The 19582-nt window shown below is 73.7% G+C and carries 18 protein-coding genes; 10 read left to right on the top strand and 8 right to left on the bottom strand.

Going from position 1 to position 19582, the window contains the following annotated elements; translation table 11 throughout:
- The 3 genes from KME80_RS30845 to KME80_RS30835 all read right to left on the bottom strand — a co-directional run.
- The coding region (locus KME80_RS30845; protein WP_219509947.1) for an NAD(P)/FAD-dependent oxidoreductase at positions 1-930 on the bottom strand (930 nt) is incomplete at its 3' end.
- The gene (locus KME80_RS30840) at positions 927-1169 is read right to left on the bottom strand and encodes a (2Fe-2S)-binding protein (RefSeq protein WP_231618791.1); all 243 of its coding nucleotides are present in this window, start codon (positions 1167-1169) and stop codon (positions 927-929) included. The genes KME80_RS30845 and KME80_RS30840, both read right to left, overlap by 4 nt.
- Positions 1166-2311: an NAD(P)/FAD-dependent oxidoreductase gene (locus KME80_RS30835; protein ID WP_219509946.1), complete on the bottom strand. Its 1146-nt coding sequence runs from the start codon at positions 2309-2311 to the stop codon at positions 1166-1168. The genes KME80_RS30840 and KME80_RS30835 overlap by 4 nt, the downstream gene beginning before the upstream one ends.
- A 92-nt stretch (positions 2312-2403) precedes the next feature.
- Between KME80_RS30835 and KME80_RS30830 the strand changes: the two genes are divergently transcribed.
- Together KME80_RS30830 and KME80_RS30825 are read left to right on the top strand one after the other, a co-directional pair.
- Positions 2404-3405: a COX15/CtaA family protein gene (locus KME80_RS30830; protein WP_308125992.1), complete on the top strand. Its 1002-nt coding sequence runs from the start codon at positions 2404-2406 to the stop codon at positions 3403-3405.
- A 62-nt stretch (positions 3406-3467) separates the two neighbouring features.
- The gene (locus KME80_RS30825) at positions 3468-4163 is read left to right on the top strand and encodes a SanA/YdcF family protein (RefSeq protein WP_246646030.1); all 696 of its coding nucleotides are present in this window, start codon (positions 3468-3470) and stop codon (positions 4161-4163) included.
- A 6-nt stretch (positions 4164-4169) separates the two neighbouring features.
- Here the strand turns inward: KME80_RS30825 and KME80_RS30820 are convergent, their stop codons facing one another.
- Both KME80_RS30820 and KME80_RS30815 read right to left on the bottom strand, forming a co-directional pair.
- The gene (locus KME80_RS30820; RefSeq protein WP_219509944.1) at positions 4170-5333 is read right to left on the bottom strand and encodes a PrsW family intramembrane metalloprotease; all 1164 of its coding nucleotides are present in this window, start codon (positions 5331-5333) and stop codon (positions 4170-4172) included.
- Between the two features lie 102 nt (positions 5334-5435).
- Positions 5436-6395, bottom strand: coding sequence for a heme o synthase (locus tag KME80_RS30815; RefSeq protein ID WP_219509943.1), 960 nt, complete (start codon positions 6393-6395; stop codon positions 5436-5438).
- A 337-nt stretch (positions 6396-6732) separates the two neighbouring features.
- Here KME80_RS30815 and tkt point away from each other — a divergent pair, with 337 nt between their 5' ends.
- The 5 genes from tkt to pgl all read left to right on the top strand — a co-directional run bounded on the left by tkt (position 6733) and on the right by pgl (position 13276).
- Positions 6733-8763, top strand: coding sequence for a transketolase (gene tkt / locus KME80_RS30810; protein WP_246646046.1), 2031 nt, complete (start codon positions 6733-6735; stop codon positions 8761-8763).
- Positions 8764-8767: 4 nt separating this feature from the next.
- Positions 8768-9859, top strand: a complete 1092-nt coding sequence (gene tal, locus KME80_RS30805; protein WP_219509941.1) for a transaldolase — start codon at positions 8768-8770, stop codon at positions 9857-9859.
- A 63-nt stretch (positions 9860-9922) separates the two neighbouring features.
- Entirely contained in the window at positions 9923-11524 is a 1602-nt protein-coding gene (gene zwf / locus KME80_RS30800) for a glucose-6-phosphate dehydrogenase (RefSeq protein WP_246646029.1), read from the top strand.
- Positions 11524-12429 (top strand): glucose-6-phosphate dehydrogenase assembly protein OpcA, encoded by a 906-nt coding sequence (locus KME80_RS30795; protein ID WP_219509939.1) that lies wholly within the window; start codon positions 11524-11526, stop codon positions 12427-12429. The genes zwf and KME80_RS30795 overlap by 1 nt, the downstream gene beginning before the upstream one ends.
- A gap of 73 nt (positions 12430-12502) precedes the next feature.
- Positions 12503-13276 carry a 6-phosphogluconolactonase gene (pgl, locus tag KME80_RS30790; RefSeq protein WP_219509938.1) on the top strand — a complete coding sequence of 258 codons (774 nt, stop codon included), beginning with the start codon at positions 12503-12505 and terminating at the stop codon, positions 13274-13276.
- On the opposite strand, the gene add is transcribed toward pgl, so the two are convergent.
- Positions 13273-14289 (bottom strand): adenosine deaminase, encoded by a 1017-nt coding sequence (gene add, locus KME80_RS30785; protein WP_219509937.1) that lies wholly within the window; start codon positions 14287-14289, stop codon positions 13273-13275. The two genes, pgl and add, sit on opposite strands and share 4 nt — an antisense overlap.
- A gap of 94 nt (positions 14290-14383) precedes the next feature.
- Here add and KME80_RS30780 point away from each other — a divergent pair, with 94 nt between their 5' ends.
- Positions 14384-15154 (top strand): class I SAM-dependent methyltransferase, encoded by a 771-nt coding sequence (locus KME80_RS30780; RefSeq protein ID WP_219509936.1) that lies wholly within the window; start codon positions 14384-14386, stop codon positions 15152-15154.
- A gap of 499 nt (positions 15155-15653) precedes the next feature.
- Here KME80_RS30780 and KME80_RS30775 read toward each other — a convergent pair whose 3' ends face one another.
- A complete protein-coding gene (locus KME80_RS30775; protein ID WP_219509935.1) occupies positions 15654-16433 on the bottom strand; it encodes a hypothetical protein in 780 nt (259 codons plus the stop codon).
- Positions 16434-16504: 71 nt separating this feature from the next.
- Here KME80_RS30775 and KME80_RS50850 point away from each other — a divergent pair, with 71 nt between their 5' ends.
- Positions 16505-17056 carry a Clp protease N-terminal domain-containing protein gene (locus KME80_RS50850; protein ID WP_219509934.1) on the top strand — a complete coding sequence of 184 codons (552 nt, stop codon included), beginning with the start codon at positions 16505-16507 and terminating at the stop codon, positions 17054-17056.
- Here KME80_RS50850 and KME80_RS30765 read toward each other — a convergent pair.
- The gene (locus tag KME80_RS30765; RefSeq protein WP_219509933.1) at positions 17048-18076 is read right to left on the bottom strand and encodes a GNAT family N-acetyltransferase; all 1029 of its coding nucleotides are present in this window, start codon (positions 18074-18076) and stop codon (positions 17048-17050) included. The genes KME80_RS50850 and KME80_RS30765 overlap by 9 nt on opposite strands.
- Positions 18077-18185: 109 nt before the next feature.
- On the opposite strand from KME80_RS30765, the gene KME80_RS30760 reads away from it, so the two are divergent.
- Positions 18186-19577, top strand: coding sequence for an NAD(P)/FAD-dependent oxidoreductase (locus tag KME80_RS30760; protein ID WP_219509931.1), 1392 nt, complete (start codon positions 18186-18188; stop codon positions 19575-19577).
- The last annotated feature ends 5 nt before the right edge of the window (positions 19578-19582 follow it).

The raw sequence follows: 19582 nt of genomic DNA, 5'->3' as shown, positions 1-19582 counted from the left end.
GCCGGTGGGCCCCCCGGCGCCCCCCACGCCGGGGACGCCGGTGGCCTGGCGGCCGTCGACGGCGAGGACGGGGCTGCCGTCGGCGTCGTGCCGGGTGGCGCAGCCGAGCTGGACGCCCAGGTCGATCTGGGGGGTGAAGCCGTAGCCGGTGGCCAGCGTGTCGCAGGCGACGCTGCGGGCGGACAGCACGTTCCAGTCGCGGCCGAGCCGGGCCACGGTCACGGCTTCGAGCCGGTCCCGGCCGTGCGCGGCGATCACGGCGGTGCGGGGCCGGTACGGGACGCGGTGCCGGGCGAGCGTGAGCGCGTACGAGGCGGCCTCCCCGGCCTTGCCCAGGGCGAGCACGGGGTGGCGGGCCAGCCCGAGCCCGGCGCTCGCCTCGTGCACGCCGAGCACGCGCGCCCCGGCCCCGGCCAGCCCGGCGGCGACCGGCAGCAGGAACGGGCCGGTCCCGGCGACGACGACGCGCTGCCCGGCGACCACGCCGTTGCCCTTGAGCAGCGCCTGCGCGCCGCCCGCGGTGAGCACGCCGGGCAGGTCCCAGCCGGGGAACGGCAGCGGCCGGTCGTGCGCGCCGGTGGCGATGAGCAGGCGCCTGCCGCGCACGTCCACCGGCCGCTCGGCGCCGTCCGAGGTGGTGACGCAGTGGGCGGTCAGGTCGCCGTCCGGCTCGCGGGTGACGCTCCACACCTGGTGGCCGAGCAGCACGTCGGCGCGTTCGGCCAGCGCCCGCGCCCGGCGGGCGAACCCGTCGAAGCCGGGCGTGCCGGGGTTCGGCGGGGCGGCGGGGTGGCGGAAGTACTGGCCGCCCAGCCGCGCCCCGGAGTCGAGCAGGGCCACGCGCAGCCCGTGCTGGGCGGCCGACAGCGCGCCCGCGACCCCGGCGGCGCCTCCCCCGACCACCACCAGGTCGTACGGGTTGCCGGTCATGAGGTGGTCACCTCGTCGCCGGGCCGCGCCTCCAGCAGGCAGGCGCGCTCGGGCGGCCGGCCGTTGACGGTGACCAGGCAGTCGAAGCAGACGCCGATCCCGCAGAACAGCCCGCGCGGCCGCCCGCCGAACCGGGTGGTGCGCCAGGAGCGCACGCCCGCCGCGTGCAGGGCCGCGCCGATCGTCTGGCCCGGCGTCACCGGCACGGGCCGGCCGTCGATCGTGATCTGGAAGGTCAACGCGGCTCCTCCGGGAATCGGTCGGGGCGGAACGGGTGCGGGTCGAGGGCGGGCTCGCGGCCGGTGAGGAGCTGGGCGAGCAGGTGGCCGGTGGCGGGAGCCAGGCCGATGCCGGCGCCCTCGTGCCCGCACGCGTGATACAGGCCGGGCGCGCGCGGGTCGGCGCCGATCACGGGCAGGTGGTCGGGGCAGTAGGGCCGGAAGCCGCAGTAGGACCTGATGACCCGCACGCCGCGCAGCGCGGGGAAGAGGGCGACGGCCTGCTCGGCCAGGCGCGCGAGCACGGGCACCGAGGTGGTGCGGTCGAAGCCGACGCGTTCGCGGCTGGCGCCGATGAGCACGGTGCCCGCCTGGGTGCCCTCGACGACGGCGGACGTCTCCAGCGCCGCCGAGTCGCTGGCCACGTTGGTGACGTAGGCGGCGGTGTAGACCTTGTGCCGGATCAGCGGCTCGGCCAGCGGTTCCGTGACCAGGATGAACCCGCGCCTGGGCAGCACCGGCAGGCTCACCCCGGCCAGCGCGGCGAGCTCGCCGCCCCAGGTGCCGGCCGCGTTGACGACGGCGCCGCCGAGGATGTCGCCCCGGTCGGTGCGCACGCCGGTGACGCGGTCGCCGGAGCGGACGAAGCCGGTGACGGTGACGCCGAGACGCAGCCGGACGGCGCCGTGCCCGTAGCTGTCGGCGCCGTGCCGCAGCAGCCTGGCGGCGGCCAGCATGGGCTGCACCTGGGCGTCCTGCGGGTAGAACACGCCGCCCGCGAGCCCGTCGGCCAGGTGCGGCTCCAGGTCGCGCAGCGCGCCTGCGGCGACGCTCTCGTGCTCGACGCCCTGCTTGCGGGCCAGCTCGGTGAGCCGGTCCTGGACCTCGGCGGTCTCGGCGACGACGAGCCCGCCCTTGGGCTCGAACTCGAAGCCGCCGCGGGTCTCGGCCAGCTCGCGCCAGAGCCCGTTGGACAGCAGCGCGAGCTCGAGCTCCGGTCCTGGTTCCTTGTCGGAGACGAGCACGTTGCCCTCGCCCGCCCCGGTCGTGCCGCCCGCGACGGGGCCCCGGTCGACGACGGTCACGTCCAGCCCGGCGCGCGCGGCGTAGTAGGCGCAGGCGGCGCCCACGACGCCGGCCCCGACGACGATCACGTCGGACATCGGCTCACCTCCACCTCAGTAATATGTCACATGTCCAGCGGAGGGAAAAGCCGGTGTCGGGACCGCCACACCCGCCACCTACCATCGATGACGTGAAGCTACCCGGGCGCTACGCCGACTCCTTCGTGTCATCCTTCTGGTCGCCGACCACGGCGACGTTGCGCGGATGGGCGCTGGCCGCCGTCGTGGCCAACGCGGGCATCACGGTGAGCGGCGCGGTCGTGCGGGTGACGAACTCCGGGCTCGGCTGCCCGACCTGGCCGCGCTGCACGCCCGACAGCTTCGTCCCGGTCGCGCACCCCGAGGTGGCGCCGATCAACATGGCCATCGAGTTCGGCAACCGGCTGGTCACGTTCCTCGTGCTGGTCATCGGGGTGGCCTGCTGGGTGGCCGCCCACCGGCTCCAGCCGCGGCGCGCCTCGCTGGTCAAGCTGGCCTGGCTGCAGCCGATCGGCATCATCGCGCAGGCGCTGTGGGGCGGCGTGGTGGTCAGCACCCTGCTCAACCCGTTCACGGTCGGCATGCACTACCTGCTGTCGATCGGGCTGACCGCCGCCTGCTGGGCCCTGTACGCGCGCGCCGGCGAGGGCGACGCGCCCGCGCGGCGGCTGGTCCACCGCGACGTACGGCGGCTCGGCCACGCGCTGCTGGCCGCGGTGTTCACGCTGCTGGTCGCGGGCGTGCTGGTGACCGGTACGGGCCCGCACTCGGGCGACGAGCTGGCCAGCCGCTTCGACCTCGACATCGAGAGCGTGGCCCGGCTGCACGCCGACGTCGCCTACCTGGTCGTCGGGCTGACCTTCGCGCTGCTGTTCGCCCTGCACGTGACCCGCGCGCCCCGGCGGGCCCGGCGCGCGGCGCTCGCGCTGCTGGTGGTCGAGCTGCTGCAGGGCGTGATCGGCTACACGCAGTACTTCCTCGGCGTCCCGGCCGCGCTGGTCGCCCTGCACGTGGTCGGCTCCACGCTGGTGTGGATCTTCACGCTGCGCGTCGTCTCGGCGCTGCGCACCCACGACCCCGCCGGCGAGACGGCCGGCGAAGAGGCCGGTGAGGCGGGCAGCCCCTCCCCCACCGAAGTCCCCGCCAAGTCCTGACGGGGTATGCCAGGGTATGGGGTGAGATGTCGGCCACTCCCCCACCAAGGTGAGGTGCCCTTTTGCGGGGATTCGTCCGCCCCACTCGTCAGACGATGCGGCGCGCGTACCAGGGACTCGTGCTCGCCAGCGTGCTCGCGCTGGCGCCCATGACGTGGGCCTGGTTCGGCAGCGACGGCCACCGCGAGGTGGCCGGCACGGCGGGCTGGCAGGCGCGGGTGCCCGCCTCGCAGGCCGCGCTCGTCCTCGGCGCCGGGCTGTACGGCGGGCGGCCCTCCCCCATGCTGGCCCGCAGGCTCGACATCGCCGCCGAGCTCTACCACGCGGGCAAGGTCAGGGCGCTGCTGCTGTCGGGCGACAACAGCCGGGCCGCCTACGACGAGCCGACCGCGATGCGCGACTACCTGCTGGCCAGGGGCGTGCCGGAGCGGGTGATGGTGCTCGACTACGCCGGGTTCGACACCTGGGACTCGTGCGTGCGGGCCCGCCGGGTGTTCGGCGCCGAACGGCTGACCGTGGTGACGCAGGTCTTCCACCTGCCCCGGGCCGTCACGCTCTGCCGGACGGCCGGGCTGGAGACGTTCGGCGTCGGCGACGACTCCACCGCGCACTGGCCGGGCCCCACCTACGCCTACGCCACGCGCGAGCTGGTGGCCACCGGCAAGGCGTTCGCCGACGCGCTGCTGCTGCGCTCCGACCCGGTCTTCCCCGGCCCCGTGGAGACCTCGCTGCGGCGCATCGTCGACGCGCCCGCCTGACCGGGCTCAGCCAGGCATGTAGCCGTGGCTGCCGGCCGGCGTGGGCGGCATCGGGAAGTCGGCCCTGGCCGTGCTCATGCACTCCAGCAGCGCCCGCTGCTCCTCGTGGAAGGTCTGGTCGTCGACCATCCGCCGGGCCGCCCGCTCGTGCAGCAGCCCCAGCTCCGTCGCGGCGAGCTGGTAGTCGCTCATCGCCCGCAGCCCGCGCTTGCCGCCGTACATCCTGGCCCACTGCCGGGCCCGGCGGCGCCTGGGCAGCGCCGACAGCATGATGATGTCGTCCTTGCTGACGAGCTTGGTCGGCTCGTACGGCGGCAGGTAGCGCTGGATGAGCTCGACGATGCGGCGCCGGTCGCGGAAGACGACCACGATGAGCGCCACCAGCACCATCATCAGCGTCACGTACGCGACCACGAGCCCCGGGAAGCCGCCGTAGGAGACCAGGCCGTTCCACAGGCCGTGCAGCACCATCGCGCCCGACCAGCCCGCCATGATGGAGAAGACCCGCTCCGACCCCTCGCGGGTGGCCGCGTGCGCCACCGCCACCCCGATCATCGAGGTGAACAGCGGATGGGCGAACGGCGACAGGATGCCGCGCAGCACCACGGTCACGGCCAGGCTCACGCCGCCCGCCTCGGAGTTGAGCGCCTGGAGGTAGTAGCTGACGTTCTCGCTCATGGCGAAGCCCAGGCCGACCATGCTCGCGTAGATGATGCCGTCGGTCAGCCCGTCGAGCTCGGCCCGGCGGAAGCGCAGCAGGCCGAGCAGCACCAGGCCCTTCATCGTCTCCTCGACCACCGGGGCGCCGAAGGTGGCGGCGATGTTGCGGGCGGTGTCCTCCGACAGCTTGACGGTGTCCATGATGTAGTGCAGGTTCAGCGAGTTGACCACGCCCGCCACGAGCACGGCGACGCCCGCGCCCCACGCGAAGGCGAAGACCAGGTTGCTGCGCGGCTCCGGCTCCATCCGGTCGAGCGCGAGCACGGCGGCCAGCAGCAGCGGCACCGGGGCCAGGGCCAGGCCGAGCGAGATGAAGAACTGGACCGGCTCCCCGTTGATCACGTCGATGGCGAACGAGGCCAGGGCGCAGATCCCGGTCAGCACCAGCCCGGTGATCAACGCGAACGACGGGCGGTCCTTCAGCACCCAGCGTGGATCACGGGACGGCATACGGTGACTGTAACGGATCAGGAATGCGCTGTCCTTCCAAGGCGGCACGGCAGGCCCGGATGGTGATGTGCCCGCTTTCCCGGCGGTCATGCGGCGCCGGGGTCAGGACAGCAGCGGGTCGATGGCGACCGCGAGGAACAGCAGCGCCAGGTAGGCGTTGGACCAGTGGAAGAAGCGCATCGGCCGCAGCGCCACGCCGGTCTTGCCGGAGTTGAGGCGGCTCAGCAGGCGGTGCACCTCCCACAGGCACGCCACGCCGAGGACGGCGGCGACGGCCGGGTAGAACAGGGTCGTGCCGGCCACCGGCCACAGCGCCAGCGAGCAGAGCACGGTGGCCCACGTGTAGGCGATCGACTCCAGGATGACCCGGCGCTCGGTGGCGACCACGGGCAGCATCGGCACCTTGGCCGCCGCGTAGTCCTCCTTGTAGCGCATGGCCAGGGTCCAGGTGTGCGGCGGCGTCCAGAAGAACACCACGCCGAACAGCACCAGCGGTGCCCAGTCGAGACGCTCGGTGATGCCCGCCCAGCCGATCATGACCGGCATGCAGCCCGCGATGCCGCCCCACACGATGTTCTGGGCGGTGCGCCGCTTGAGGATCATCGAGTAGACGAGCACGTAGAACAGGATCGCGCCGGTCGACAGCGCCGCGGCCAGCCAGTTGGTCGTCAGCCACAGCCCGGCCGTGGACAGCGCGCCCAGCACGATGCCGAAGATCAGCGCGCCGCGCGGCGACACCTGGTGCCTGGCCAGCGGGCGGCGCCGGGTGCGGCGCATCTTCTGGTCGATGTCGCGGTCGACGTAGCAGTTGAGCGCGTTGGCGCTGCCTGCCGACAGCGTGCCGAACACCATGACGGACACGGCCGTCCACAGCGGCGGCAGGCCGCCCGCTGCCAGGAACATCACCGGCAGCGTCGTGATCAGCAGCAGCTCGATGATCCGCGGCTTGGTCAGCGCGATGTAGGCCTTGACGACCGACCCGATCGAGCGCGGGCCGGCCGGGAGCGGCTCCCCGGCCTCGGGGGCCGGCGCCGTCGTCTGCCTGTTCGTCAGCACCGTCAAGGCGCTTCCAGCACGTGCGGAGTCAACGCGTAACCTCTGATTGGAGCTGATTCGTGAGTGGCCGCCGCGGCGACCAGGGAACAACCAAACTGTAGTCGCCGGGTCGGCCGGTCCGGCCAATGGGGGGCTCGCACCGCGAACGGACACGCTCCGGGGTGGGATGGGAATCGATCTCCAGTCCCACTCGGTTAGGGTCCGGTGTGGGCGGGATACGCCAACCGGCACCACCAAGGACAACTAGATTCCGGAGACCGAGCACTTGAGCACCGAACTCGTGCCAGCCCTTGAATGGACCGACCTGGACAAGCAGGCGGTCGACGTCGTTCGAGCCCTGGCGATGGACGCTGTGGAGAAGGCGGGTTCGGGTCACCCCGGCACCGCGATGAGCCTGGCCCCCGCCGCCTACCTGCTGTTCCAGCGCACGATGCGGCACGACCCGACCGATCCCACGTGGCTCGGCCGTGACCGCTTCGTGCTGTCGGCCGGGCACACCAGCCTGACCCTCTACATCCAGCTCTACCTGTCCGGCTACGGCCTGACGCTCGACGACCTGCGGCGGCTGCGCCAGTGGGACAGCCTGACGCCCGGCCACCCGGAGCACGGGCACACCGCCGGCGTGGAGACCACGACCGGGCCGCTCGGCCAGGGCCTGGGCAACGCGGTCGGCATGGCGATGGCGGCACGCCGCGAGCGCGGCCTGTTCGACCCCGACGCCGAGCCGGGCCGCTCGCCGTTCGACCACCACATCTGGTGCATCGTCAGCGACGGCGACATCGAGGAGGGCATCAGCCACGAGGCGAGCTCCCTGGCCGGTCACCAGAAGCTGGGCAACCTCGTCGTCATCTACGACGACAACCAGATCTCCATCGAGGACGACACGCTCATCGCCAAGTCCGAGGACGTGGTCAAGCGTTACGAGGCCTACGGCTGGCACACGCTGAGCGTCGACTGGACCCAGTCGGGCGACTACGTGGAGGACGTGCAGGCGCTGCACGAGGCGCTGGAGGCGGCCAAGGCCGAGACCGACCGGCCGTCGTTCATCCGGCTGCGCACGATCATCGGCTGGCCCGCGCCCAACAAGCAGAACACCGGCAAGATCCACGGCTCGGCGCTGGGCGAGTCCGAGGTGGCCGCCACCAAGCAGGTCATGGGCATGGACCCGGCCAAGACGTTCGACGTGCCGGCCGCGGTGCTGGAGCACGCCCGCGAGGTGGCGCGGCGCGGCCGCGAGGCGCACGCCGAGTGGCAGCGCGGCTACGCCGCCTGGCGCGAGGCCAACCCGGAGCGGGCCGCCGAGCTCGACCGCATCTCCCGCCACGAGCTGCCCGCCGGCTGGGCCACGGCGCTGCCGGAGTTCGAGACCGGCGGCTCGATGGCCACCCGCAAGGCGTCGGGCGAGGTGCTGAGCGCGCTCGCGCCGGTGCTGCCGGAGCTGTGGGGCGGCTCGGCCGACCTGGCCGAGTCCAACAACACCACGATGAAGGGCGAGCCGTCCTTCATCCCGGAGGAATACCAGACCAAGGACTTCCCCGGTAACCGCTACGGCCGCACGCTGCACTTCGGCATCCGCGAGCACGCCATGGGCGCGATCCTCAACGGCATCGCGCTGCACGGCGGCACCCGCCCGTACGGCGGCACCTTCCTGGTGTTCTCCGACTACATGCGGCCCTCGGTGCGCCTGGCGGCGCTGATGAAGCTGCCGGTCACGTACGTGTGGACGCACGACTCCATCGGCCTGGGCGAGGACGGCCCGACCCACCAGCCGATCGAGCACCTGTGGTCGCTGCGCGCGATCCCCGGCCTCGACGTGGTGCGGCCCGCCGACGCCAACGAGACCGCCTACGCGTGGAAGACCGTGCTGGAGCACACCGACCGGCCCGCCGCGCTCGCGCTCACCCGGCAGAACCTGCCGGTGTACGAGGGCACCAGCGCCGACGGCGTGGCCCGGGGCGGCTACGTCCTGCGCGACGCCTCCGACGGCCAGCCGAAGGTCATCATCATCGCCACCGGCAGCGAGGTGCAGCAGGCCGTCGACGGCCGTGAGCTGCTGGAGGCCCAGGGCATCCCGACGCGCGTCGTGTCGATGCCGTGTGTCGAGTGGTTCAAGGGGCAGGACTCCGCATACAGGCAGACCGTCCTGCCCTCGTCGATCAGGGCCCGGGTCGCGGTCGAGGCGGGCATCGCCCTCGGCTGGCACGAGTTCGTCGGCGAGTGCGGCGAGGTCGTCAGCCTGGAGCACTTCGGTGCGTCCGCGCCGTACAAGACGCTGTACGAGCAGTTCGGGCTGACGGCGGAGCGCGTGGCTGCGGCGGCCAAGGCGAGCCTGGCCAAGCTGGGCCAGGACAAGGGCGAGACGACGGGAAACTGAGGACATGAGCGAGATCCTGAACAAGCTGTCCGGCCAGGGCGTGTCCATCTGGCTCGACGACATCAGCCGTGAGCGCCTGCGCAGCGGCAACCTGGAGGAGCTGATCCGGGACAAGAACGTGGTCGGCGTCACGTCCAACCCGACCATCTTCGCCGGCGCGCTCAGCAAGGGCGACGCCTACAACGCCCAGCTGCACGACCTGGCCGTGCGCGGCGTGGACGTGGGCGAGGCCGTGCGCGCGATCACCACCTACGACATCCGCTGGGCCGCCGACGTGCTGCGCCCGGTCTACGACGCCACGCAGGGCGTCGACGGGCGGGTGTCGCTGGAGGTCGACCCGCGCCTGGCCCGCGACACCGAGAAGACCGTCGCCGAGGCGCGCGCGCTGTGGTGGATGGTGGACCGGCCCAACCTGTTCATCAAGATCCCGGCCACGATGGAGGGCCTGCCCGCGATCACGCAGGCGATCGGCGAGGGCATCAGCGTCAACGTCACGCTGATCTTCTCGCTGCAGCGCTACCGCGCGGTCATGGACGCCTGGCTGGCGGGCCTGGAGGCGGCCCAGGCCAAGGGCCTCAACCTGGCCACGATCGAGTCGGTCGCCTCGTTCTTCGTCAGCCGCGTCGACACCGAGATCGACAACCGGCTCGACAAGCTCGGCAAGCCCGAGCTGAAGGGCAAGGCCGGCGTCGCCAACGCGCGCCTGGCCTACGCCGCCTTCGAGGAGGTCATGAACTCCGAGCGCTGGCAGCGCCTGCGCGCCGCCGGCGCCCGCCCGCAGCGCCCGCTGTGGGCCTCCACCGGGGTGAAGAACCCCGACTACTCCCCCACGATGTACGTCGACGAGCTGGTCGCGCCGGGCACCGTCAACACGATGCCGGAGAAGACGCTCGACGCGACCGCCGCGGGCGGCAACGTCACCGGCGACACCGTGCGCCCCTTCTACGAGCAGGCGTGGAACACCATGGCCGCGCTGAAGGAGGCGGGCGTCGACTACGACGACGTGGTGCGGGTGCTGGAGGAGGAGGGCGTGCAGAAGTTCGAGGCGTCCTGGAACGAGCTGCTCGAGAGTGTCAGCAAGAACCTGGTTCCGTGACGAAGGCGTCCCGCCGCGGGGAGGGCGGGCCCTCCCCGCGCGGCGCCTCACTGGAGGTTTGAGATGAGTGACCCGGCAGGGCCCCCGGAGGAGGCCGTCGCCGTGGCGGCGGCCGTGGCCGGCACGTCCACGACGCTGGAGGTGGCCGCCGCCAACCCGCTGCGGGACCCGCGTGACAAGCGGCTGCCGCGGGTGGCGGGGCCGTGCGTGATGGTGTTGTTCGGCGTGACCGGCGACCTGGCCAAACGCAAGCTGCTGCCGGCGATCTACGACCTGGGCAACCGGGGGCTGCTGCCGCCGGGCTTCTCCCTGGTCGGTTTCGCCCGGCGCGACTGGCAGGACCAGGATTTCGCCAAACTGACGCACGACGCCGTGAAGACCCATGCCCGCACGCCCTTCCGCGAGGAGGTCTGGAAGCAGATCCGCGAGGGGATCCACTTCGTGCCGGGCGAGTTCTCCGACGACGGCGCGTTCGACGCGCTGGCGATGGCGTTGAAGGAGATCGACGAGCTGCGGGGCACGGGCGGCAACTACGCCTTCTATCTGTCGGTGCCGCCGAAGTTCTTCCCCGTGGTCGTGGAGCAGCTCAAGCGCACCGGGCTGGCCGAGGCGCCCGACGGCTCGTGGCGGCGGGTGGTCATCGAGAAGCCGTTCGGCCACGACCTGCGCTCGGCGCACGAGCTGAACGAGATCACCACCTCCGCGTTCCCGGAGAGCTCGATCTTCCGGATCGACCACTACCTGGGCAAGGAGACGGTCCAGAACATCATGGCGCTGAGGTTCGCCAACAACCTCTACGAGCCGATCTGGAACCGCAGCTTCGTCGACCACGTGCAGATCACCATGGCCGAGGACATCGGCATCGGCGGCCGGGCCGGCTACTACGACGGCATCGGCGCCGCCCGCGACGTGATCCAGAACCACCTGCTCCAGCTTCTGGCCCTGGTGGCGATGGAGGACCCGACCTCGTTCGAGGCGTCCTCGCTGCGCCGCGAGAAGGAGAAGGTGCTCAAGGCCGTGCGGCTGCCCGCCGACCTGGCCGCCAACACCGCGCGCGGCCAGTACGCGGCGGGCTGGCAGGGCGGCGAGAAGGTCGTCGGCTACCTGGAGGAGGAGGGCATCTCCAAGAGGTCCACCACCGAGACGTACGCGGCGGTCAAGCTGGAGATCGCCAACCGGCGGTGGGCGGGCGTGCCGTTCTACCTGCGCACCGGCAAGCGGCTGGGCCGCCGGGTCACCGAGGTGGCCGTGGTGTTCCAGAAGGCGCCGCACCTGCCGTTCAGCGCCGACGACACCGAGATCCTCGGCCACAACGCGCTGGTCGTGCGGGTGCAGCCGGACGAGGGCATCACGGTCAGGTTCGGCTCCAAGGTGCCGGGCACGGCGATGGAGGTGCGCGACGTGTCCATGGACTTCGCCTACGGCGAGTCGTTCCTGGAGTCGTCGCCCGAGGCGTACGAGCGGCTGCTGCTCGACGTGATGATCGGCGACCCGCCACTCTTCCCGCACCAGCGGGAGGTCGAGCTGTCGTGGAAGATCCTCGACCCGATCGAGGAGTTCTGGGCCACCCAGGGCCAGCCGGAGCCGTACCCGTCGGGATCGTGGGGGCCGCCCGCGGCCGACGCGATGATGGCCCGTGACGGGCGCGTCTGGAGGAGACTCTAGTGACCACGTTCATGCTGGCCGACACGACGGCGGGCAAGATCTCGGCGCAGCTCACGCAGCTGCGCCACCAGATGGGCGCGCCCGCGATCGGCATGGTGCTGACGCTGGTCGTGGTGTGCGAGGAGCGCGACCAGTACGACTCGCTGCGGGCCGCCACCGAGGCCGCCCGCGAGCACCCGTCGCGCATCCTCGTGGTGATCAACCGGGAGACCGACGAGGCCAACCGGCTGGACGCCGAGCTGCGCATCGGCGAGTCGGCGCCGGGCGAGACCGTGGTGCTGCGCCTGTACGGCGAGCTGACCGAGCACGCCGACTCGGTCGTCAGCCCGCTGCTGCTGCCCGACACGCCCGTGGTGGCGTGGTGGCCGAGCCGCGCCCCTGACGTGCCGTCGGCCGACTCGATCGGCGTGCTGGCCCAGCGGCGGCTGACCGACGCCAAGAACGCCGACGACGGCGTCGCGTCCCTGGTGACGCGGGCCAAGGGCTACGCGCCGGGCGACACCGACCTGTCGTGGGCGCGGCTGACGCCGTGGCGCAGCCTGCTGGCCGCCGCGTTCGACCAGCCCGTGGGCCGGGTGCACGGCGGCGTCGTGGAGGCGTCGGCGGGCAACCCGAGCGCGCCGCTGCTGGCGTCGTGGCTGTCGGAGCGGCTGGGCGCCGAGATGGACGTGGCCGACTCGGGCGGGCCCGGCCTGACCGCCGTACGGCTCGCCACCGACGAGGGCGAGCTGTCGGTGGTGCGCACCGACGCCCGCCTGGCCACGCTGTCGCGTCCCGGCCAGCCCGACCGCAACGTGGCGCTGGCCCGCAGGCACCTGTCGGAGCTGCTGGCCGAGGAACTGCGCCGGCTCGACACCGACGAGATCTACGGGGCCGCCGTCAAGCGCCTGGCCCGCCTCCGCTAGACCGCACGACTCCCCGTGCCCGGGCGCCCCCGAGGTGCCCGGGCACGGCCGTATCCATGAAAGGGTGGCGCTCGTGAGCGTTCCCACTGTTGTTGTGCACCGCGACGCCGACGTGCTGGCCAAGGCCGTGGCGGCGCGGATCATCACCCGGCTCGTCGACGCCCAGTCCGCCAAGGGCTCGGCCTCGCTGGTGCTGACCGGCGGCACCGTCGGCATCGCCACGCTGGCGGCGATCCGTGACACGCCGGCGCGTGACGCCGTCGACTGGCGCCGCCTGGACATCTGGTGGGGCGACGAGCGCTTCCTGCCGGCCGGCGACCCGGAGCGCAACGAGACCGGCGCCCGGCAGGCGCTGCTCGACCACGTCGACCTCGACCCCGCGCGGGTGCACGTCATGCTGGGTCCCGACTCGGGGCTGTCGGCGGAGGAGTCGGCCGACGCCTACGCCACGGAGCTGGCCAAGGCCGCCCGGCCGGAGGACCACGGCGCGGCGCCCGCCTTCGACGTGCTGCTGCTCGGCATGGGGCCCGACGCGCACGTGGCGTCGCTGTTCCCGGGCATGCCGGCGCTCTACGACACCCGCGCGGCGGTCGCGGTGCACGGCGCGCCCAAGCCGCCGCCCACGCGCATCTCGCTGACGCTCCCGGTCATCCAGGGGGCGCGTGAGGTGTGGGTGGTCGCGGCCGGCGAGGAGAAGTCGGGCGCGGTCCGGCTGGCGCTGTCGGAGTCGGGGCCCGTCCAGGTCCCGGCGGCCGGGGCGCGCGGCCGGGGCGGCACGCTGTTCCTGCTGGACCGGGCGGCCGCGGGCAAGATCCCGCCGGGCCTGGGCCGCATCGCCTCGCCCTAACGGGCCACCAGGGCGTCGATCTCGCCGAGGAGCGCCTGCTTGCGCTCCTGCGGCAGGTAGCTGGCCCGCACGCCGTTGCGGGCCAGCTCGGCGAGGTCCGCCTCCGCCAGGCCGAAGACGCGGGCCGCGACGCGATACTCGTCGGCCAGCGTGGTGGCGAACATGGGCGGGTCGTCGCTGTTGAGCGTGACGAACAGGCCCTCCTCCAGCATGCGCGGCAGCGGGTGGTCCTCGATGCGGGCGACCTGGCCGGTGCACACGTTCGAGGTGGGGCAGACGTCCAGCGGGAGCTGCGTCTCGCGCAGGTGGTCCACCAGGCGCGGATCGGCGAGGCAGGCGATGCCGTGGCCGATCCGCTCGGCGCCGAGCCCCTCGATGACCTCCCACACGGTCTCCGGGCCGGTCATCTCGCCGCCGTGCGGCACGCTGTGCAACCCGGCCGCCCTGGCCGCGGCGAACGCGTCACGGTAGGCGTCGCGGTGGGGCGCACGGCTCTGCTCGATCCCGCCCAGCCCGAAACCTACCAAAGCAGCGGGAGGTTCCTGGAGCGCGTGGTCGAGGGTGACCTTGGCCGCCTCCTCCCCGAACTCGCCCGGGATGTCGAAGATGTAGGCCATCTCCACCCCGTGCTCGACGGGAGCCCGCCGGGCGGCGAGGTCCAGCGCCTCGGTGACCTCGCGGGCCGGCATGCCGACGACATGATGGGCGTACGGGGTGACCTGCAGCTCTGCGTAGCGCCCGCCCTGCGCCGCCAGGTCGCGGGCCAGGCCGAGCACGAGTGTGGCGATGTCCTCCGGCTCCCGCACCAGCGCGTTGACCGCGCCGTACACCTGGGCGAAGTGCGGGAAGTCGCGGAAGGTGTAGAAGGCGCGCAGCTCCTCCTCGCTGGTCGGCACCGGGCTGCCGGGGTGGCGGCGCGACAGCTCCAGCACCGTGTCGACGGAGGCCGAGCCGATCAGGTGGACGTGCAGTTCGACCTTGGGCAGTGCGTCGATGAACGCGTCAGGACTCATGCGGACGACCCTAGGCCGCGCCCCGGCCTCGCCTCCAGGCTTACGGGGCGAATATCACATGGATGTGTAAAGTTTTGGCGTTATGCTGTCCGGGGTGACCGATCCCGAAGCTTACGAGCGCGGATTCGCCCGGCTCAGCGCCCACACCGTCGGCCCGCTCCTCGACCGGGCGGGCGTCCCCACCGGCCCGGCCGAGCGGCGGGCCGGGGTGCGGGTGCTCGACGCGGGGTGCGGGAGCGGCGTCGTGACGGCCGGGGCGCTGGGGCGCGGGGCCCGCGTGACCGCCTTCGACGCCGACGCCGCGATGGCGGGGCTGGCCGCGCGCCGCCATCCGGAGGCGGAGGTGGTGGTGGCGGCGCTGCCGTCGCTGCCCTTCCGGGACGGGACATTCGACGCCGTAGCCGGAAATTTCATCATCAACCACGCGCCCGACACCGCCGCCGCGCTCCTGGAGCTGCGCCGCGTCGCCCGGCCCGGCGCGGGCGTGGCGCTGACCTGGTGGGAGCCGTCCGAGATGACCGCCACCGGCGTCATCGCCGCCGCCGTCGAAGCCGCCGGCCACCCCTTCGCGTTCCCGCCCCGGCCCCTCGCCGCCGCCGCCGACCCCGGCCGCTTCGCCACGCTCATGCGCCGGGCGGGCTTCACCGGCGTCGCCGTCGACACCCTCCGCTGGCGCCACCCGTTCGACCCGGACGCCTGGCTCGCCGACGTCGTCGCCGCCGGCGGCCCCCGCTTTGGCCCCATCGCCGCCCAGCCCGCCGCCGTCCAGGCCCGCATCCGCGCCGCCTACCACCACCTGGCCACCCCGTACGCCCCGGACGGCTTCCCCGTAACCGCCCACCTGGCCCACGCCACCACCCCCTGACCCGACCGCCACCCTCTGCGCCCCTCCCTGGGCCCACGCCCCCGGCCCCCACCCGCCACCCTTGTGCACTGCACCCTGCACCCTGCACCCTGCACCCTGCACCCTGCACCCTGCGCCCGGCACCCGGCACCCGGCACCCGGCACCCGGCACCCGGCACCCGAGGATCGCGCGGCCCGCCGGGACGGTCCTCTTCGGAGGATGGCGGCCTGCCCTGCCTCCATGCCCCCCTCCGAAGACCCGCCGAACGCACGCGAGCTACCTCGCCCCGCCCCCGCGGCCACCTCCCGCGGACCTCACGGCAGGCACGCAACCGCCCCCTCCGGAGGTTCGCGAGGCCTCCCCCGCCTCCCCCTGCGGCCACCCTTGGTGTTTCGCCAGGGACGGGGGCGGCGCCGTAGGACGGGGCCGTTGGGCAAGGGCGCTCGGGCGGCCGTGGGTGGCGGCCGTGAGGCCGCTGCGGGCGGGGGTCGTGGGGGCCGCTGCGGGCGGGAGGTGCGGTCAGGTGCGGTCGGGGAGGCGTTGGCGGGCGTGGCGTTCTTCGCGGCGGGTGACTTCGAGGCGCTGGGCCGTCTCGGCGAGGCGTTTGCGGGCCTTGGCGAGCTTCGCCTCCAGGCGGGCGACCTTGTCGGCCCGTTCGGCGTGGTCGCGTTCGGCCTCCTCCAGGGCCTGGCTCCACTCGCGGTGGGCCGCCTCGGCCTCCTCGCGCTCCTTGGCCTTCCTGGCCTCGGTCTCGGCGCGGCGGCGCGCCGCGTCGGCCTCGGCCGTCTCGTCCGCCTGGGTGCCGGGTTTGCGGCGGCGGCCAGGGGGGCGGCCGGCGGGGGCGGGCGCCGGGGCGAAGCCGCTGTAGCGCAGCGGCTTGGCGAGCCGGCCGCGCCGCACCTCGTCGGCGGCTCCGGCGTCCACGACGGCGGCGTCGAGCGTCTGGTCCACCTCGGTGGCGGCGGCGGGCGACAGCTCGTCGCGGACCAGCCCGGCGACCCGCCCGGTGACCTCGCCGCGGCGCCGGGTCAGTTCGGCGAGCGCGTCGGCGTCGTGCGCCTGCCAGGCGTCGCGCAGCTCCTGGCCGAGCTCCAGCAGCTCCTCCAGGGCGTCGGGGTGCTCGCGGGAGATCCGGTTGACGGCCCACGCCGACACCGTGGGCTTGCGCAGCTTGCCGATCTCCCGGGCCAGCGCGGCGTCGCCCGCGTCCTTGGCCGCGCGGGCCTCGGCGGTGCGGGCGGCGGTGAAGTCGGCGGGCGCGAGCCCGTACAGCCTGCCGGTGACCTCCTCGAGATCCACACAAGGGGGATACCCCGCCCGGGCTGGTTCGTAGCGCATAGTGGAGGCAGCCCACTCGAACGGAGGCCCCCGTGTTCGAGCGCTTCACCGAGAGCAGCCGCCAGGTCGTCGTCCTCGCCCGGGAGGAGGCGCGGGCGATGCGTCACGGCGCCATCGGCACCGGGCATCTCCTGCTGGGGCTCGTCCGGGAGGGCGAGGGTCCGGCGGCGCGGGTGCTGGCCGAGTGCGGCGTGTCGCTGGAGGGCGTACGGGCCTGTGTGGAGGCCGAGGAGCCGCGCCGGGACCCGGCCGGGCACGCGCCGTTCACGGCCCGGGCGAAGAGGGTGCTGGAGCTGTCGCTGCGTGAGGCGCTGGAGCGGCGGCACGACTTCATCGGCACCGGGCACGTCCTGCTCGGGCTGCTGCGCGACGGCGACGCGCCGGTGCTCCGCGCGCTGGCCGCCGCGGGCGCCGACCCGGACGAGGTACGGCAGCGCGTGCTGGAAGAGGTGGGGCGCCGGGAGCCGCCCGGCGACGCGTCGCCGGTGAGCGCCCCGGAGCTGGCCGGGCGGCTGGCCCGCATCGAGGAGAGCCTGGAGCGCATCGAACGCCATCTCGGCATCCGGCGGACCGGCTCAGACTGACGCCAGCGCCCCCACGGCCAGCCTGGCCTCCACCACGGCGGGGTCCTCGGTGCGGGAAAGCGTGGCGCCGAGTCCGAGCATCAGCCGGCGCATGCGCGCGTTGTCGGCCAGCATGCCGGCCCTGACCTCGGCGTAGCCCAGGTCGCGCGCGGCGCACACCAGCGCCCTGGCCAGGGCCGTGCCCAGGCCGCGCCCCTGCCAGCGGTCCTCGACGAGCAGCGCGAGCTCGGCGATGCCGGGGTCGGCGGTGAACATCAGGCTGGCCAGCGCGACCACCTGCCCGTCGTCGGCCGCCACCACGGAGTGGCCGCGGGCGCGGTCGCAGAGCCGGTCGAACACGCGCGGCGGCAGCTCGGGCATCGAGGTGAAGTAGCGGAACCTGCGCGTTTCGGGCGAGCACCTGTCGTGCAGGTCGCGTACGGCCTCGCGGTAGAGGGAGGTGAGCGGGCGGACGGCGATCTCGGCGCCGTCGGCGAGCCTGACGGGGCGCTCGGCCGGCTTGCCGTCGGGGCCGGCCGGCGGCTGGACGAGCCGGGCGAACGCGGCGGCCCTGGCGGCCTCGGTCAGCGTGAAGGGCAGCCCGGCGCGGCGCAGCCGGACCGACCGCCGGGCGGCGACGGGCACCACGAGCCGGGTCGGGTCGGGCAGGTCGTTCGCGGGTTCGCCGTAGATCCACCGGGCGTCGTCGGCGCGCAGCAGCTCGGCGAGCAGCTCGGGCAGCCGCCAGGGCGCGGCCCGCAGCCGGGAGGCCAGCAGCAGCGCCCGGGTGGGCTCGTCGGTCAGCTCGTGGGCGGTGGCGGCGACGACCCGGACGCGGCGCCCGCCCGCCGCCTCCAGGGCCTCGCGCACGTTCTCGGGGGTGGCCGGGATGTCGGCGACGAACTCGTCGACGGTGCCGTCGACGTCGGGTTGTACGCTCAGGCCGAGGATGTTGCCGCCCCGGGCGGCCAGGGCGGCGGCGAGCGAGGCGAGCCGTCCCGGGCGTTCGTCGACCGTGGTGCGGATGCGCAGGAGTCCCATACGAAGAAGGATGCGGGGTCGCTGTTACGTTGCCGCTAACGTCGTGTTTCCATCACGGAATTCGTGGCGAGATGCGACACCTTCTCCGGATATAGCAGGATATGGCCCCATGAGCGTGCATGTTCCCCTGTCGTCCGGGTTCGTCAATGGCGACGTGTCCTTCTGGTACCGCTCCTCGGGCGTTCCCGCCCCCGGTCCCAGGCTCGACGGCGACCGCGAGGCGGACGTCGTCATCGTCGGCGCCGGCTACACGGGGCTGTGGACGGCCTACTACCTCAAGCGGGCCCGCCCGTCGCTCGACGTGGTGGTGCTGGAGCAGGAGTTCGCCGGGTTCGGCGCCTCGGGCCGCAACGGCGGCTGGCTGACGGGCGACCTGGCGGGCTCGCACGCGCGCTACGCCCGCACCCACGGCCGCGACGCCGCCCGGCGGCTGCAGCGGGAGATGTTCTCCTCGGTCGACGAGGTCATCGCGGTGTGCGAGAAGGAGGGCATCGACGCCGACATCGTCAAGGGCGGCGTCGTCAACGTGGCCCGCTCCACCGCGCAGGCCGCCCGGCTGCGCGCCTCGGTGGCCGAGTCCCGCGCCTGGGGCATCACCGAGGAGGACCTGCGCCTGGTCGACCCGGACGCCCACCTCAGGGTGGCGGGGGCCGTGAGCGCCACCTGGAGCCCGCACTGCGCGCGCATCCAGCCCGCCAAGCTGGCCCAGGGCCTGGCCCGGGTGGTGCGCGACCTCGGCGTGACGATCTACGAGCGCACGCCCGTCACCCGCATCGCGCCGCACCGGGCGGAGACGCCGTACGGGACCGTGCGGGCCGGGCACGTGCTCCGCGCCACCGAGGGCTTCACGGCGCGGATGGAGGGGCTGCGGCGGCAGTGGCTGCCGATGAACAGCTCGATGATCGTCACCGAGCCGCTGCCGGCCTCGTTCTGGGAGTCGGTCGGCTGGGAGGGCGCGGAGCTGCTCGGCGACCTGGCCCACTACTACATGTACGCCCAGCGCACCGCCGACGACCGCATCGCGTTCGGCGGGCGCGGCCGGCCCTACCTGTACGGCTCGCGCGTCGACGCCCGCGGCCACACGCACGAGTGGACCGTCGAGGCGCTGTGGGACCTGCTGGTCGACTTCTTCCCGGCGGCCCGCTCGTCCTCCGTCGCCCACGCCTGGTCGGGCGTGCTGGCGGTGCCGCGCGACTGGTGCTCGACCGTCCACGTGGACCCGGCGACCGGGCTCGGCTGGGCGGGCGGCTACACCGGCCACGGCGTCACCACCACGAACCTGGCCGGCCGGACCCTGCGCGACCTGGTGCTGGGCGAGGAGACCGAGCTGACGGCGCTGCCGTGGGTGGGGCGCAAGGTGCGCGCGTGGGAACCCGAGCCGCTGCGCTGGCTGGGCGTGCACAGCATGTACCGCCTCTACCGGATGGCCGACCAGCGGGAGCGGTCGATGCCGCGCACCTCGGTCCTGGCCCGCTTCGCCGACCTGATCACCGGTCACTGACCATC

The sequence above is a fragment of the Nonomuraea ceibae genome (genome assembly GCF_019396325.1).
Taxonomy (GTDB): Bacteria; Actinomycetota; Actinomycetes; order Streptosporangiales; family Streptosporangiaceae; genus Nonomuraea; species Nonomuraea ceibae.
This window is presented reverse-complemented; position numbering and strand designations above follow the sequence as displayed.

Excerpts from the sequence above, each read along its gene's own strand:
- KME80_RS30765 (WP_219509933.1), bottom strand. The coding sequence starts at position 18,076 with ATGGGACTCCTGCGCATCCGCACCACGGTCGACGAACGCCCGGGACGG.
- add (WP_219509937.1), bottom strand. The coding sequence starts at position 14,289 with ATGAGTCCTGACGCGTTCATCGACGCACTGCCCAAGGTCGAACTGCAC.
- KME80_RS30835 (WP_219509946.1), bottom strand. The coding sequence starts at position 2,311 with ATGTCCGACGTGATCGTCGTCGGGGCCGGCGTCGTGGGCGCCGCCTGC.
- zwf (WP_246646029.1), top strand. The coding sequence starts at position 9,923 with ATGAGTGACCCGGCAGGGCCCCCGGAGGAGGCCGTCGCCGTGGCGGCG.
- tal (WP_219509941.1), top strand. The coding sequence starts at position 8,768 with ATGAGCGAGATCCTGAACAAGCTGTCCGGCCAGGGCGTGTCCATCTGG.
- KME80_RS30820 (WP_219509944.1), bottom strand. The coding sequence starts at position 5,333 with ATGCCGTCCCGTGATCCACGCTGGGTGCTGAAGGACCGCCCGTCGTTC.
- KME80_RS30760 (WP_219509931.1), top strand. The coding sequence starts at position 18,186 with ATGAGCGTGCATGTTCCCCTGTCGTCCGGGTTCGTCAATGGCGACGTG.
- tkt (WP_246646046.1), top strand. The coding sequence starts at position 6,733 with ATGGACGCTGTGGAGAAGGCGGGTTCGGGTCACCCCGGCACCGCGATG.